Genomic DNA, 15704 nt, shown 5'->3' on the forward strand with positions numbered 1-15704 from the left:
CCAGCGAATTAGATAGTTTTAATTCCTTTTTTGATAAAGAGAAATTAAGCTATAAAAAAAGCACCCGAAGGTGCTTTTTTTATTATTCAATTGTTGCGGTTTGTTGTGCTTTAAGCTCACCAAGTGCCTGAATCCGTCGTTCAATCAGCATTTCGCCAATATCCGGTCCCTGAATATCGGCAGGCAGGTCTTGTGCCTTGATGGCACGTACGGTCTGCATTGCATCAAGGACGTATTGGGCTTGTGGATAAGCACGATCTTCCAGACCTAGACGGCCACGTGAATCACATTCACACGCCTGAACAAAAGCTTCGACACGTTCAGGGCGACGTAACACATCCAGACGTTGCAATAATCGCCATAAGGTTCCCGGCTTAAGATTGAAGGCCTGATGGCATTTCAGATGCTCTTTGCACACAGCCAAAGCCAGCTGCTTGGTATACGTCGGCACTTTTAAACGGTCACACAGGTCATTCACTGGCTTGATGCCTCGCTCTTCATGCATGATATGTCGCGGTAATTCTTCAAGCGGCGTCAAAGCTTTTCCTAAGTCATGCACTAAAACGGCAAAACGTACATCCAGACTATAATTTTGACGACACGCCTGCTGCAAGGACATCATGGTGTGAATGCCGCAGTCAATTTCCGGATGATATTCAGGGCGCTGTGGAATGCCATATAAGGCATCAATCTCAGGGAATAGCACCTTTAAAGCACCACATTGACGTAATACTTCAAAATACACATCAGCATGACGTTCGGATAAAGCACGGGAAGTCTCTTTCCAGACGCGTTCCGGTGTCAATGCATTTAATTCACCGGTTTCAGTCAAGCGTTGCATTAATGCCAAGGTTTCATCGGCAATCACAAAGCCTGCACTGGTATAACGGGCAGCAAAACGGGCAATCCGCAGTACCCGTAATGGATCTTCGACAAAGGCATTGGAAACATGACGTAGAATCCGGTTTTCCAGATCCTGTTGACCACCATAAGGATCATAAACGTGGCCGGCATCGTCCATGGCCATGGCATTAATGGTCAGATCGCGACGAATCAGATCTTGCTCCAGTGTAACGCTGACATCGGTATGAAACTCAAAACCATGATAACCGGCGCCAGATTTACGTTCGGTACGCGCCAGTGCATATTCTTCTTTTGTTTGGGGATGTAGAAAAACAGGGAAATCTTTGCCTACGGGCTGATAGCCTAAGTCAAGCATTTGCGCGGGAGTTGCACCAACGACCACATAATCTTTTTCGTGATAGGGGTGTCCGAGCAAATGATCTCGAACTGCGCCGCCTACTAAATAAACTTGCATGAAAAAACCTCTATTCTTACAAGCATCATGCTACAGAATAGAGGTTTTCTCAAGTTAAGAAACGAGGCTGATGCGTCGTTATCTTGTCATTGGCTTAAAGTGCATCTTGTTCTGCTTGCTGGATTTCAGCAACAGTCAGTGCAGTCATGTTGATCACACGGCGCGTGGTCGCAGTCGGCGTCAAAATGTGGACAGGTTTCGCAGCACCTAGAAGAATTGGACCAATCGTTACGTTGTTGCCTGAAGTTGCCTTTAACAGGTTGAACGAGATATTGGCTGCATCCAGATTCGGCATGATCAGCAGGTTTGCAGAGCCTTTGAAACGTGAATTCGGGAATGCAAACTGACGAATGTTCTCATCCAGTGCAGCATCACCGTGCATTTCACCTTCAACTTCCAGCTCAGGCGCGATTTCAGACAGGATGTCATATACTTTACGCATTTTTTGCGCGCTGGCATCATGCTGGTCTGAACCAAAACTTGAGTGAGACAGCAGGGCAATACGTGGTGTCATACCAAAACGGCGAACTTCTTCAGCGGCCAGAATGGTCATTTCAGCCAGCTGTTCAGCCGTTGGGTTGGTGTTGACATAGGTATCGGCAATGAACAGGTTGCGGTCTTCAAGCATCAAGGCATTCAGGGTAAAGAAAGTGTTATGACCATCTTTCTTGCCAATGATGTTGCTGACGAAGTCCAGGTGAATGTCGTAGCTTGAATATGTACCACACAGCATACCGTCTGCCATACCATGTTTCACAAGCATCGCTGCGATCAGGGTCGAGCGACGACGTGCTTCACGCTGTGCATATTCAGGCGTTACACCCTTACGCTGCATGATGTTGTAATAATCATCTGCAAACATTTCATAGTTGGGGTTCTTTTCCTGATCAACAATCGTGATATTCACGCCATCTTCAAGACGTAGACCCAATTTTTTGATGTTGGCTTCAATTACAGCTGGGCGACCCACCAGAATTGGAATTGCCAGACCATCATCTACCGCAATTTGAACTGCGCGAAGTACACGCAGGTCTTCACCTTCCGCATAAGCAATACGTTTAGGATCAGATTTGGCTTGTTCGAAAATCGGTTTCATCATGAATGCAGAGTTGTAGACAAACTCAGACAAACGTTGACGATAATGCGAGAAATCCGTGATTGGACGTGTTGCCACGCCAGAATCCATGGCTGCTTGTGCAACAGCAGGTGCGATTTCTAGAATCAAACGTTGATCCAGTGGTCCCGGAATCAGGTATTCACGGCCAAATGATGCAGATTTTTCACCATAAGTCGCCGCATCAGCTTCAACGTGTGCCATACGCGCGATCGCGTGGACACAGGCAATTTTCATTTCTTCGTTAATGGTGGTTGCACCAACGTCCAATGCACCACGGAAGATGTACGGGAAGCACAGTGCGTTATTCACCTGGTTCGGATAGTCAGAACGGCCAGTTGCCATGATCACGTCATCACGTACTTCATGCGCATGTTCAGGCAGAATTTCTGGATCCGGGTTTGCCAAGGCAAAGATGATCGGATCTTCAGCCATGACCTTGACCATTTCTTTGGTCAAAATGCCCGCAGCAGAAAGACCGAGGAACATGTCTGCACCCGCAATCACGTCACCGAGCTGAGTAGCTTCGATGTCTTGTACATAGGCTTTCTTGGATTCATCCAGGCCTTCACGATGCGTAGTCAGCAGACCGCGTGAATCGGCAACGATGATATTCTCTTTTTTAGCACCCAGAGCACAAAGCAGATTCAAACAAGACAGTGCAGCAGCACCCGCGCCTGAAGCCACGATCTTGATATCTTCAATTTTTTTGCCGTTGATTTGTAACGCATTGAGGAGCGCAGAACCGACAATGATCGAAGTACCGTGCTGATCATCATGGAATACCGGAATATTCATGCGTTCACGCAGTTTTTGCTCGATATAGAAACACTCTGGCGCCTTGATATCTTCAAGGTTAATCCCGCCGAAAGTCGGTTCTAATGCAGCGACAATATCCACAATCTTGTCTGGATCATTTTCAGCAATTTCGATATCGAATACATCAACGCCAGCGAATTTTTTGAATAATACGCCTTTACCTTCCATCACTGGTTTAGAAGCTAAAGGACCAATATTACCCAGGCCAAGCACGGCAGTACCGTTGGTCACGACAGCAACCAGGTTGCCACGAGCCGTATACAATGCAGCAGTTGAAGGATCGCGTTCAATCTCAAGACATGGTGCAGCTACGCCAGGCGAGTAAGCAAGGGCCAAGTCACGTTGGTTGACCAATTGTTTGCTTGGTGTAACGCTGATTTTCCCCGGGGTAGGAAACTCGTGATAGTAAAGGGCCTGTTGCTTTAAAGATTGTTCGTCCATCAGTCTCTCGATCGTTGTAAAGATTACCCGGTCAGCGGGCAAAGAATTTATTTATGTTCCTGAATATACCATTTGTTAGCCAGTTCGGACAGACAAAGACGGCCGTTTTTCCAACAAACTTATTGTAGTGGGGTATGGACTTAGACTTGGGATATATAAGTCTGATGCGTCTTGTCTCGCACTAAATAAGCGGTTGCATCCTGCTCAGGAAGCGGTTTGGAAAATAAGTAACCTTGGGCAATATCACAGTCTAAATCACGTAGATATTCTAGCTGCTCTTCAGTCTCGATGCCTTCCGCGACCACGGTCATGCCCATGGCTTTACCCATGGCCACCATAGCACTGACAATGGCTGCCTGTTTGTTTTCCCCAATCTTGCAAACAAAACTGCGATCAATTTTTAGAGTATCAATCGGAAAATCAGCAAGATAGGAGAGAGAAGAATAACCTGTACCGAAATCATCTAGGGCAATATGAATATGTCGCTGTTTAATTTCATTCAGCAGGTTTTTGACCGCTTCCGAATTTTCAATTAAAGAAGATTCGGTAATTTCCAGCTCCAGGCTGGCGCCAGAAATATGGTTGTCTGCAATGGCTTGGTCCAGATCATCAAGTAATTGACCACGACGCAATTGCTGCGCCACGATATTGACTGATACACAAATATGATTAAAGCCCAGATCATTCCATTGGCGAATCTGTTTAGCGGCCTGCTGGATCACCAGACGGCCAATGTCTGAAATCAGGCTGGTCTGTTCAGCTAACGGTATAAATAGGCCTGGTGCGATAATGCCTTTTTCTGGATGGTTCCAGCGAATCAGCGCTTCGAAGCCATAAATGCTTTGATCGCTGAAATTGATTTTTGGCTGATAATACACCACCAGTTCATTATTCTGGATTGCTTTGCGCAAATCACGTTCCAGGAAAACCCCTTTGTTCTGTAAAGCATTATTTTCACTGGAATAAAAATGAATAGTGTTGCCACCGAGATTTTTGGCTTCGTTCAATGCCTGTTCGGCGCAGTTATTTAAATAATCTAGCTGACGGCCATGATCCGGATAAAATGCCACACCCATGGACAAGGTAATCACATGATCCTGACCGTAAATATTAAATGGTCTACTAAAGGCCTGAGCGATGCGTTCACAATGGTGCTGAACTGAAGGGCGAATATGTGAGATTTCATAGAGAATCGCAAAATCATCACCATTTAGATGTGCCACAAATAACGCTTCTGCATTGGTCATGCGCAGCCGCTGCGCTACCTGACGTAAAAGTTCATCACCGCCATTATTGGACAGATATTCATTCAATGGGCGGAAACGGTCGATGTTAAGCCGAATCACAGCCATCTCTTTAATAGAGTCTTTTTGCGAAACCAGATACTGATGTAGCTGATAGTTATAGTAGAAGCGGTTCGGTAAGTCAGTCAGCGTGTCATAATTTTCTAGATAGGATAGACGCTGTTCCTGTAATTTACGTTCAGTCAGATCTGAGACAATGCCAATATAATGGGTAATCCGGCCTTCATCATCAGTCACGGCATTAATATGCAGCCATAAGGTCGACTCTTTGCCAGACAGAAATTTGGCATAAACCTCTCCATCATAAGAGCCAATCTTTTGAATCTGTTTGACAATATTGGCCTGAAAAGTACGTTGCTGGGATTTATTTTGCACCGCAATATCAAATAAGGATTTACCGATGATCTGGTCACGCTCAAAACCGCTCAGGTATTCGTAGTGGGGATTGACATCGATATAATCTAAATCAAGATTCAGAATGAAAATGCCTTCCGCAGCTTGTTCCAGTACACTGGCCACCAGTTTTAAACGTTCTTGAGACAGACGTTCCTGCTGGATATCACGACGGATACCGACCATGCGCAAGGGTTTTTTATTTTTAGGATCACGACTGATCACCCGGCCAATATCATGTACCCAACTCCAGCCACCTTCACTGAGCTTGATCCGGTAAGTGGCATCATAGCGTTCAATCTGGCCACGCAGATGCTGCTTCATATTGCGCTTAAAATAGGCCAGATCTTCAGGGTGAATCAGATACTGTAATTGCAGATGATGATCTTTGGAATCGCGCAGAATCTTTTCGTCTTTATGATTGGTTAAGGTGATGCTGCGCTCTTGAATATTCCAGTCCCATGGCCGAATACCGGCAATTTCATGTGCAAGTTTTAGATTCTGCTGCTGATTCTTCAGGTCATAATTGATCTGTTCAATATCATAGGTACGTTCCCGTACTTTTTGCTCCAGCAATTGGTTACTGAGCTGTAATTGCTGTTTAATATCTTTGGATTTATTGACTTCAGTTTTGAGTTGCTGGCACAGTTCATCAGTCCAATGCACTTGCTGTTCTGCATTTTTCACCAAAATATCATTTTCCGCATACAGACGTGAGGTGCGGCTGTGAATTCGATAACTACTTGTCGCGCACAGCAGAATCACTATGAGCGCAAAGTTTAAGGCCAGACCAAAAAAGGGATTGGAATGACCGACATGGTCAAGCTGCGACAGTAAAAAAGGGAATAAGGACGGCAAAAAGACCAGACAAAAATAGCTCAGTTTCTGGGTCAGGTAGGTCAGGCCAAATGCTTGGCTTACAATCAGCAACAAGGCAGACAAGGTCAGTGCTTCAATATCTTCAAATACAGGATTGGCCTGCGGCAAATAGTAATAAATTGTATAAATACCGGCCGCGATACAGCTTCCGACTGCAAGGCTCTGCATCTGTAACCAGCGGTGCGCGCTTTTCTGATTATATTGTTCGGGTTTGAAATACAGCGTATTCACCAGCCAGCACATGCTGACCAGAAGTTCTGTCAGAATAAACCAGGTATTAAAATACGTATTAGAAGGACTATATTGAATGTGATAAATACAAAAAATATAGAGGCAAATCACCATGATACTGAGCAAAAAATAGCGACTATGGCGAAGCGTATTCGCAATTTGAGCATCATGCAAATGCTGCTGAATATAGTCGTCCTGATTATCAACCATGTGATTCAATGCCTGTATTCATCCTAAACGGTTTTCGTCCTTGTACATTGTTATTATAGAAACTCCAAGAAGTGTGTGAAATCAATTAATAAGTATTTGTTATTCTTTAGTCGAGATTAGATGCCTTGAAAATAAAAATCAACAAAATTAAAGGCAAATTTTTACTCATCCGATGAATTAAAGCACATAATTTAAAATTGACAGAGCAACAACAGGAGCGGTTTCGGTACGCAGGACACGCTCGCCTATACACCAGTTGAGAAAACCTTTTTGATTTGCGGTACTAATTTCCGCCTCACTCAGGCCACCCTCAGGGCCGATCAATAGGACAAGATCCAAGGTCGCCTCTGCCAGTACATCTGTTTCATCTTTATTGGGTGCCAAAACCAGTTTGGTGTTGGGTAGTTCAGTATCCAGCCATTTTTCAAGTGATATGGGCGCTAAAATTTTAGGAACAATATTCAGACCACATTGTTCACAAGCCGCAATAGCAATGCCTTGCCAGTGATCCAGCTTTTTCTGGTCGCGATCATACTTTAAACGCATTTCACAACGATCCGAAGTCAGCAGCTGAATTTCGGAAACGCCCAGTTCGACTGCTTTCTGAATCGCATAATCCATACGGTCGCCTTTACTCATCACCTGACCGAGCAAAGCCTGGAACTTTGGTGTGCGATTGGCAGGATTAAATGCATTGACCGAGACGGTGGCTGATTTTTTATCAACCTCGGTTAAAGTCACGTCATATTCGCCACCCTGTCCATTGAACAGGGTCGCGCTTTCACCGACTTGCGCGCGTAAAACCTTTACCCAATGATGAAATACAGTTTCCGTAAGCTCAAGGCTGACATCAATAGTTAAATCAGCATCTATATAAAAACGTGGCATTGATCGTTCTACTCAAAAAATCGGTGAAATAAAGGACTTAAGCTAAACCAAGATCGGTGACCAGCTGACGGGTCGGGTCAGTAGTATTCATGGTGTAGAAATGCAAGCTTGGCGCACCACCTGCAAGTAGACGCTCACAGAATTTAACCACAACTTCATGGCCAAAGGCTTTAATGCTGGCAGTATCGTCACCATAAGTTGCCAGTTGCTTGCGAATCCAGCGTGGAATTTCAGCACCGGTACCATCAGCAAAGCGAATCAGGTTGCTGGAATTGGTAATTGGCATGATGCCTGGCGCAACCGGAATATCGATTCCTGCTTTCTGGATACGATCTACAAAGTAAAAGTAAGCATCTGGATTGAAGAAGAACTGGGTTAAAGCAGCATTGGCACCGGCCTGAACTTTTTCAACAAAGTGCTGAATGTCTTTGTCAAAGCTTTCTGCCTGTGGATGCATTTCCGGATAAGCTGCGACTTCAATTTTAAAATGATCGCCTGAATGTTCGCGGATAAAGCGAACCAGATCAGCTGCATAAGGTAATTCACCCAAACCCACTTGGCCTGAAGGCAAGTCACCACGCAGGGCAACAATACGGTTAATGCCTTGAGATTTGTACAGGTCTAGAAGTTCAGCAATACGTGCTTTGTCATCGCCAATACAAGACAAGTGAGGGGCAACAGGTGCGCCTTTGCCATTAAAGTCATTGATAGTAGACAGGGTGCGTTCACGAGTGGAACCACCAGCACCATAGGTCACAGAGAAGAACTCTGGATTTAAGAGTTGTAGCTCTTGATGCACAACTTTGAGTTTTTCCGCACCTACATCAGTTTTGGTCGGGAAGAATTCAAATGAAATTGGAATCTGTTTAGACATGTTCAAATCCTTTTTACTTATCACCCTCTCCCTGACCTCTCCCAAAGGGAGAGGAGAATTCATTACTGAATTATACAGGGTTTAAGCCCATATTTTTTTCACTTGAAGTCATTAAAACTTCATTGAAAATAATTTGGATGGTCACCCTCTCCCTAAGGGAGAGGGATGGGGTGAGGGGTATTAATATTTATAAGCATCAGATTTGAATGGACCTTCAACTTGAACGCCTAAGTAATCCGCTTGTTCTTGAGTCAGTTGAGTCAAGACACCACCGAAACCAGCAACCATCGCAGCAGCAACTTCTTCATCTAATTTCTTAGGAAGAAGTTCTACACGAATTTGTGCAGCTTTTTCAGATTCTGGAAGATCAGCAAATTTCTCAGCGAATAAATGCATTTGACCCAATACCTGGTTGGCAAATGAACCATCCATAATACGTGATGGGTGACCAGTCGCATTACCAAGGTTCACCAAACGGCCTTCAGAAAGAAGGATCAGGTAATCATTTTCATTTTCTGAACGATACACCTGGTGTACTTGAGGTTTAACTTCAACCCACTTGTAGCCACGTAGGTAAGCTGTATCAATTTCAGTATCAAAGTGACCGATGTTACAAACAACTGCGCCAGCTTTTAATGAATCAAGCATTGCAGCGTCACATACGTGGTAGTTACCAGTTGTAGTTACGATAAGGTCAGTGTTTTGAAGAAGGTCAACATTGATGTCTTCTTTCTTGCCAGTTTGCACGCCATTTTTGTATGGAGATACAACTTCGTAACCGTCCATGCATGCTTGCATTGCGCAGATTGGATCAACTTCAGTTACGCGTACAATCATGCCTTCTTGACGAAGGGATTGCGCAGAACCTTTACCTACGTCACCATAACCGATCACAAGTGCACGACGGCCAGATAAAAGCATATCTGTACCACGTTTGATTGCATCGTTCAGTGAGTGACGGCAACCGTATTTGTTGTCGTTTTTAGACTTGGTTACTGAATCGTTTACGTTGATTGCAGGAACTTTTAAAGTGCCATCACGAAGCATTTCGTACAGACGTTGAACACCTGTCGTTGTTTCTTCAGTTACACCGTGAATTTTTGCAATCACTTCTGGATATTTTTCATGAACAAGTAGCGTTAAGTCACCGCCATCGTCAAGAATCATGTTGGCATCCCAAGGCGTGCCATTTACATTGATTTGTTGTTCAAGACACCACATGTATTCTTCTTCAGTTTCGCCTTTCCAAGCAAATACAGGAATGCCCGCAGCAGCGATTGCAGCAGCAGCATGGTCTTGAGTCGAGAAGATGTTACATGAAGTCCAGCGAACTTCTGCACCCAATTCAACCAGCGTTTCAATTAAAACGGCAGTTTGAATGGTCATGTGGATACAGCCGAGAATTTTCGCGCCTGCAAGCGGTTTTGCTGCCGAGTAGCGTTTACGCAGACCCATTAGGGCTGGCATTTCAGCTTCAGCAAGTTTGATTTCTTTACGGCCGTAATCAGCAAGTGAAATATCAGCAACTTTGTAATCTGTAAATGAAGCAGTAACCGCGTTCATCAGGATCTCCTAGGAAAAAATAGATTGGATCGTTCTGTTCGCGGATGCCGTTGTTGATCAGAACGAATGTCTGACCGATGGTCGAGCCTAGCGATTTTACATTTAGTGCCTGTAAAACGTCGCAGCATCCCTCGACTAGCGCAGTATTGTACTTGGAAATTGATTTTGTTCCAATCCTAAATTGATTAATATCTGACTAATAAGAAAATTTTGAGAATAAACTATGACTGATGGTTTTGAGTATGCAATCAAAGACTGGGCTGAAATTAAGGATAATTATGAGAATGGCAATTTAATTATTGGTAATGGGGCGAGTGTTGCTTTGCATCAAAAATTTCGTTTTGATTCTTTAAAAGAAGAGGCTGAAAAATTAAGACTTTTTAATGATGATATATCTAAACTTTTTATTGAGTTTGATACATCTGATTTTGAATTAATTTTACGATTGGTTTGGCATGCGAAGTTAATAAATAAGCATTTGGGAATAGTTGATCAAAAACTTGATTCAGCTTACGAAAATATAAAACAAGCTCTTATTAAAGTGGTGAAGGAAGTTCATTGTGAACATTCTGATATCGCGGATCAATTACCTCAGCTATATCAATTTACAAAACAATTTAGAACAGTAGTCTCCCTTAATTACGATTTAATCCTGTATTGGATTTTAATGTATGGAAATAGAAATGAAGATGGGCATAGATTTAAAGATTGTTTTCAAGGTAGCGGGTTATTTAGAAATAATTGGCAAGATTTGAGAAATCCTATTCGTAAGGAAAAAGAAGTAACTTTGAGTCTTTATCAACATGGTAATTTATCTATTTTCAGAGATGCAAAAAATACCGAAACTAAAGTTCAAAGAGGGGATTTTGAGGGTTTGTTAGAAGTTATTACTTCACAATGGGAAGATAATAAAATTCCTTTATTTGTTGCCGAGGGTACGGGAACTAAAAAGCTTGAATCTATAAAAAGTAGTTCCTATTTGAGTACTATTTTCTATGAAGTTCTACCAGATTTAATAACTCAAAAAGCTAATTTAGTCATTTATGGCTGGAGCTTAGGCAAGCAGGAATCACATTTGGTAAAGCAGATATTTAAGAATAAACAATCAGGTAAGGTGGCTATTTCTATATTTCAAAATAATCAGGAAGAGTGCCATCGAATTTATCGGCTTATAAAAAATGAAAAAGTAGCTCCAAATATCGAAATAGAATTTTTTGACAGCCAAAGTTCAGGTTGTTGGAATAATCCTTAAAAAAAAAGCCCATCATCTGATGGGCTTTTTTTTACTTATTTAGCTTCAGCAGCATCTGCTTTTTGAGTCCAGAACTCAGCCTGTTCTTCATTGCCATCTACGCCTAAACCATTGGCATAAATAAATGCAAGATCACGCATCGCCTGAACTTCGCCCCATTCCGCAGCCTGTTTTACCAAAGCAATCGATTTTTCGACGTCTTTTTCAATTACATCGCCACGACGGTAAAAACCTGCCAGCTCCAAAGTCGCAGCAGGGTGCTTCTCGATATTGGCCTTGCTTAACCAGTAATAGGCTAACTCAAAGTGAGCTTTGGATTCTTCAGGATCTTTTTCTGCTAACTCTTTGGCATAAACGGTATAACCTTCACCTAACCAGTACATTGCATCCACCAGCCCGCCGTTGGCAGCTTTCAACGCCCATTCTTCAGCAAGAATGATGTCATCATCATGCTCGCTTTGCATATACAGTTCAGCCAGTTCAAATTGCGCTTCAGCATTGCCGGCTAAGGCAAGATTGGTCAGGGCAGCAGGGGGAGAAACACGCTGGGTCATATCAACATCTCAAAAATATTGTGTGTAGACTAAAAGGTTTAAAGCAAAAAAGCCAATCCGAAAGTCAGCTTTTTAAAGAGATTGGTCAATCAAATGATTAGATCAAGCAAAGAATCCCTGAGATCGAGGCGATGAACACACAGAACATTACGATCACTTTAATTCTACTTGCCAGATAACTCAGGCTTAAGCCGACCACCAGTGCTGCAAAAGTCAGACTACCCAGCCAGTAACTGATCATATTGCTGATAGCTCCTGTACACAGGCACAGAATCAGGGCGAGTATGAGCAATACCCAACCGAGAATAGTCGCAAGTTGTGTTTTTGCAGGGTTGAGTTCTGTGTCAAAAATTTGTTTTTGATGTTTGGACATCGACGTTGCAAGCGCAAAGAAACCCAGTGAAGTTAAAGCCCAAATCAGTAAGAAAAACATCATGACTGATTCTCCTTGAGAGCAACCTTGGCTTTTTTAGGCGACAAGCCTTTATGGTTTTTCACTTTTTTAAATGAAAACCAGAACAAGATCGCAAGCACCCACATCGCTAGATCAAAAGAAGCAATGACCCATTGACCATGCATAATGGTGTTCCAGATCGCCTGACCGCCGGTCAGAAAATTGACGATTGGGAGCAAGGCAAATGTCCCAGTTGCAAGCATGAGAAGCTCTAGCCAAGCTTGTCGATGACTGCGAATCATGGCATACAGCAACGTCAGCAACCAGACAATAAAGAAGCTACGAATTTCCCAGTTCAGACGCATCTCCATGTCTGCCGGAATAAAACGGTTGGCATAGAAATAGGCAGCACAGGCAACAGGTAAACCAATAATGGCAGCGATATTGGTGACTTCCACAAGACGATAACCAAACGATTTATAGCCTTGTTTCTGTTGCTGTGGTGCACGTTTGACACACCATAGAATCAAGCCGGTGGCAATCATCAAGGTACCCACCACACCTGACATGAACAATAACCAGCGTAACGCCAGATCTACACCACGTGCTTCATGCAATGTGGTGAATACATTATAAATACCATTTGCGATTGAAGGCATTTTCAGTGTGGTTTGATCTGGCTTTAATTCACCTGTTACGCCATTAAAAGCAAGGCTCGGATAAACATTGCGATAAGCTACGCTGACTCCGTTTAAGGCACGAAGCTCAATTTCTGCTTTTACGGTATTTGGCTGGATAATAGTTATCATACCCACCGGATTATTTTTCCATTCTTTTTCGGCTGTTGCCAAGATCGGAGCTAGATCGGTTAACGGTGCAGGAGGTGCAGCTTGCATTTCATCACGAGAGCGGCGACCTTCACTGCGTGCAGACATTTCACCGCGCTCGCCACGATTTTCTCTCTCAGCTTGCGGTCGACGTTTTTTGCTCTCACTATGGGTTTCACGGGATTCAGCCTGAATACTGTTGTCTTGAACCAAACTCTTACGTTGATCCTGAAGGAAAGCACCACGATTTTCATAAATCTGGTTTACGCCCCAGGGCATGAGGGTAAAAAGCAATAATAATAAGCCACTGAAGGTAATCATGATGTGAAAGGGCAGGGCAAATACCGCAGTAGCATTGTGTGCATCCAACCATGAACGCTGACCTTTGCCGGGACGGAAAGTAAAAAAATCCTTGAAAATTTTCTTATGGGTAATGACACCGCTGATGATTGCCACCAGCATGAGCAGGGTCGCAACGCCGACAATCCAGCGTGCCCAGATCCTTGGCAAACCATATAATTCAAAGTGGAAACGGTATAAGAATGAACCGCCACGTGTTTCACGCGCTTGCAAAACTTCCCCCGTGGTGCTGTCAATCGTCACGCGGGTACCGCCACGACGGGCACGCGGATCTTCGCTGGCACTACGAATAGTCAGGGTGGTAGTGTTTTGGCGTGAGTTAGGAAGCTGGATTGCCCAGCTGCCAGCATCCGGATGGTGCTGTTGCAGATAAGCCAGTGCCACACGGGTTTGTTCGATTTGAGTCTTTGGTGGAACTGATTGATGAAATTCCGGTTTCATCCAGACGGTAATTTCGTTCTGGAAAAAGCTTAAGGTTCCGGTCAAGAAAATCGCATATAAAAGCCAGCCTAAAATCAGACTGGCCCAAGTATGCAACCACGACATCGACTGGCGTGGACCTTCGGGTTTTGCATCTACTCTCATCTCAATTTCCTAAAAGCTTATAGGCGATATAGAGTAAAACACCGGGAATCGCGATCCCGAGCGTAGCTTTGAGCGTCTTATTCACAATAAATACCCAGATAAATGCAGCAGCATTCAAGCTAAAGCCAATCAGGGTGGCGGACATGGCTGCACTGCTTCCACTGTCGATAAAAAGCTGGGCAATCAAGATCGTTGCCAGTGTAGCCAGTAGATAACCGCCAGCACCCGCCAGAATAAAGCGATATAAAATCATCCCACGATAAGCCAGCATATTTGCTTTGACTTTATTTTTGCTTGATGGTTTCGGTGCAGTAACTGTTCCAGTCGCTATGGCTTGCATATTCGGACTATTCATCATCGAAAATTCTATTTACAAACTTATGAATTAATTAATGATAATGATAACAATTATTGTTTAGATTTTAAATATGGGTTGTTGAACTATTTATATGAAAAATAAGTAAAACTGGAAGTTAGGTTAAAAAAGAGAGGGGGAAGGGAATTAAAAAAGATCAAAATGTAAGGCTTGAAAATAAAAACAGCGGCTCGAAGGCCGCTGTCTAAACTTCATTTATTCACGATTAGTCTTGCTGAATACCTGCAACCACCCAGTCCTGATTTGAACCTGCTGGTTTGGTGAAATGCCAGATTTCTGCGAACGGTTGCGGCAAGCTGTTTAAGTCTTCGCTTACCGTACCTGTAAAGCGTACGCTGACAATATACTGGCCATTGTCAGTCGATGAGTCGACGACCATCGCATTCAGATTTGAAAACTCGGCAACATCCTGATCCTGATTGCTCATGATGTCGTTATACATTGACTGATAAAGTTCAGGAGTCAGATAACGCTGAATTTCAGAAATGTTGCTTGCTGTATTCATGGACTGAATATGGTTAAAACGCTGACGCGCTACACGCAAGAATGCTGCAGGTTCAGTACCATCCGGTAACTGGCTGCCACTTTGGGTATAAGCTGCACCAAAAGGCGCGTTATTTACCGGAGCAGAACCGAACGGAGCATTGTTGCTTGACGTTTGACCACCCACATTCTGACCAAAAATATTGGTACTGTCACCACCGCGAGGTGCAGTCGGTGCCTGACCAAAAGGTGCTGTATTACCAGCACCGCTATTTGGTGCGTATGGGTTAGAAGCTACTTTTTTTTTTGCGCCCATCTTACGGAAAATGAAGAAGGCAACAGCAGCAGCAAGAAGGATCCAGATCCAGCCTGGAATACCACCTTTTTCCTCTTCGGCTTGAGCAGCCTGAGCTTCAGATGCTGCTACACTTTGATCATCCGCCAAGGCATTGGCAGCAACTGCACCAATCGCAGCACCGGCTACACCCGCGGCAACCATGCCGCCGACACCCGGACCGGATTTTTGCTGGGTTGCAGCACCGGCAACTGGCGCTTGTTGAGCAGGCGCAGCTTGACGAGGTTGTTGATAAGATTGAGTAGGTTGTGCAGAACGTTGCATGCCGTGACTTTTACCGCCACCGGCACGTTTTGCTTCAGCTGCAAAAGGCGCAACCAATAAAACTGCTGTCAAGATACCTGTGATCAAACCGCGCTGTCGAACTTCCATTCATTTTTCCTATGAGAATAAAACCTGTTTGTACAGTCTATTTATATAGGCTTTGTGTGGAATTTCAATCAAAAATCTGTATTTTTTTGCTCTTTGTACGAAATGAGCCGGT

12 protein-coding genes are annotated in these 15704 nt (G+C 43.8%); 1 reads left to right on the forward strand and 11 read right to left on the reverse strand.

Annotated elements, in window-relative coordinates:
• Positions 1-82: 82 nt before the first annotated feature.
• The 6 genes from ACP7AK_RS04740 to ahcY form a co-directional block, all read right to left on the reverse strand.
• On the reverse strand, positions 83-1318 hold the full coding sequence (locus tag ACP7AK_RS04740) for a multifunctional CCA addition/repair protein (protein ID WP_425878833.1): 1236 nt from the start codon (positions 1316-1318) through the stop codon (positions 83-85).
• 94 nt (positions 1319-1412) lie between these two features.
• Positions 1413-3692, reverse strand: coding sequence for an NADP-dependent malic enzyme (locus tag ACP7AK_RS04745; RefSeq protein WP_004280528.1), 2280 nt, complete (start codon positions 3690-3692; stop codon positions 1413-1415).
• Between the two features lie 140 nt (positions 3693-3832).
• On the reverse strand, positions 3833-6709 hold the full coding sequence (locus tag ACP7AK_RS04750; RefSeq protein WP_425878836.1) for a putative bifunctional diguanylate cyclase/phosphodiesterase: 2877 nt from the start codon (positions 6707-6709) through the stop codon (positions 3833-3835).
• A 177-nt stretch (positions 6710-6886) separates the two neighbouring features.
• Entirely contained in the window at positions 6887-7597 is a 711-nt protein-coding gene (locus ACP7AK_RS04755; protein ID WP_005103922.1) for a 16S rRNA (uracil(1498)-N(3))-methyltransferase, read from the reverse strand.
• Between the two features lie 37 nt (positions 7598-7634).
• Positions 7635-8471 carry a methylenetetrahydrofolate reductase [NAD(P)H] gene (gene metF / locus ACP7AK_RS04760; RefSeq protein WP_005103921.1) on the reverse strand — a complete coding sequence of 279 codons (837 nt, stop codon included), beginning with the start codon at positions 8469-8471 and terminating at the stop codon, positions 7635-7637.
• A 180-nt stretch (positions 8472-8651) separates the two neighbouring features.
• A complete protein-coding gene (gene ahcY, locus ACP7AK_RS04765) occupies positions 8652-10034 on the reverse strand; it encodes an adenosylhomocysteinase (RefSeq protein ID WP_004645731.1) in 1383 nt (460 codons plus the stop codon).
• A 223-nt stretch (positions 10035-10257) separates the two neighbouring features.
• Between ahcY and ACP7AK_RS04770 the strand changes: the two genes are divergently transcribed.
• Entirely contained in the window at positions 10258-11286 is a 1029-nt protein-coding gene (locus ACP7AK_RS04770) for a DUF4917 family protein (protein WP_224215610.1), read from the forward strand.
• A 35-nt stretch (positions 11287-11321) separates the two neighbouring features.
• Here ACP7AK_RS04770 and ACP7AK_RS04775 read toward each other — a convergent pair whose 3' ends face one another.
• The 5 genes from ACP7AK_RS04775 to ACP7AK_RS04795 all read right to left on the reverse strand — a co-directional run bounded on the left by ACP7AK_RS04775 (position 11322) and on the right by ACP7AK_RS04795 (position 15592).
• Positions 11322-11840 carry a tetratricopeptide repeat protein gene (locus tag ACP7AK_RS04775; RefSeq protein ID WP_180086272.1) on the reverse strand — a complete coding sequence of 173 codons (519 nt, stop codon included), beginning with the start codon at positions 11838-11840 and terminating at the stop codon, positions 11322-11324.
• 97 nt (positions 11841-11937) lie between these two features.
• Entirely contained in the window at positions 11938-12276 is a 339-nt protein-coding gene (locus tag ACP7AK_RS04780; protein WP_180086270.1) for a DUF3325 domain-containing protein, read from the reverse strand.
• Positions 12273-14006 (reverse strand): PepSY-associated TM helix domain-containing protein, encoded by a 1734-nt coding sequence (locus ACP7AK_RS04785; RefSeq protein ID WP_425878840.1) that lies wholly within the window; start codon positions 14004-14006, stop codon positions 12273-12275. The genes ACP7AK_RS04780 and ACP7AK_RS04785 overlap by 4 nt, the downstream gene beginning before the upstream one ends.
• A gap of 1 nt (position 14007) precedes the next feature.
• Positions 14008-14364, reverse strand: coding sequence for a hypothetical protein (locus tag ACP7AK_RS04790; RefSeq protein ID WP_425878842.1), 357 nt, complete (start codon positions 14362-14364; stop codon positions 14008-14010).
• A 223-nt stretch (positions 14365-14587) separates the two neighbouring features.
• Positions 14588-15592, reverse strand: a complete 1005-nt coding sequence (locus ACP7AK_RS04795; protein WP_004731819.1) for a Tim44 domain-containing protein — start codon at positions 15590-15592, stop codon at positions 14588-14590.
• Between the last annotated feature and the right edge of the window lie 112 nt (positions 15593-15704).

Origin of the sequence: Acinetobacter sp. TWP2-2-3, assembly GCF_049896445.1 — a bacterium.
In the GTDB taxonomy this organism is placed as follows: Bacteria; Pseudomonadota; Gammaproteobacteria; order Pseudomonadales; family Moraxellaceae; genus Acinetobacter.

Coding starts and splice junctions, on each gene's coding strand:
- ACP7AK_RS04795 (WP_004731819.1), bottom strand. CDS start 15,592: ATGGAAGTTCGACAGCGCGGTTTGATCACAGGTATCTTGACAGCAGTT.
- metF (WP_005103921.1), bottom strand. CDS start 8,471: ATGTCTAAACAGATTCCAATTTCATTTGAATTCTTCCCGACCAAAACT.
- ACP7AK_RS04770 (WP_224215610.1), top strand. CDS start 10,258: ATGACTGATGGTTTTGAGTATGCAATCAAAGACTGGGCTGAAATTAAG.
- ACP7AK_RS04740 (WP_425878833.1), bottom strand. CDS start 1,318: ATGCAAGTTTATTTAGTAGGCGGCGCAGTTCGAGATCATTTGCTCGGA.
- ACP7AK_RS04780 (WP_180086270.1), bottom strand. CDS start 12,276: ATGATGTTTTTCTTACTGATTTGGGCTTTAACTTCACTGGGTTTCTTT.
- ACP7AK_RS04775 (WP_180086272.1), bottom strand. CDS start 11,840: ATGACCCAGCGTGTTTCTCCCCCTGCTGCCCTGACCAATCTTGCCTTA.
- ACP7AK_RS04745 (WP_004280528.1), bottom strand. CDS start 3,692: ATGGACGAACAATCTTTAAAGCAACAGGCCCTTTACTATCACGAGTTT.
- ahcY (WP_004645731.1), bottom strand. CDS start 10,034: ATGAACGCGGTTACTGCTTCATTTACAGATTACAAAGTTGCTGATATT.
- ACP7AK_RS04750 (WP_425878836.1), bottom strand. CDS start 6,709: ATGGTTGATAATCAGGACGACTATATTCAGCAGCATTTGCATGATGCT.
- ACP7AK_RS04755 (WP_005103922.1), bottom strand. CDS start 7,597: ATGCCACGTTTTTATATAGATGCTGATTTAACTATTGATGTCAGCCTT.
- ACP7AK_RS04785 (WP_425878840.1), bottom strand. CDS start 14,006: ATGAGAGTAGATGCAAAACCCGAAGGTCCACGCCAGTCGATGTCGTGG.
- ACP7AK_RS04790 (WP_425878842.1), bottom strand. CDS start 14,364: ATGATGAATAGTCCGAATATGCAAGCCATAGCGACTGGAACAGTTACT.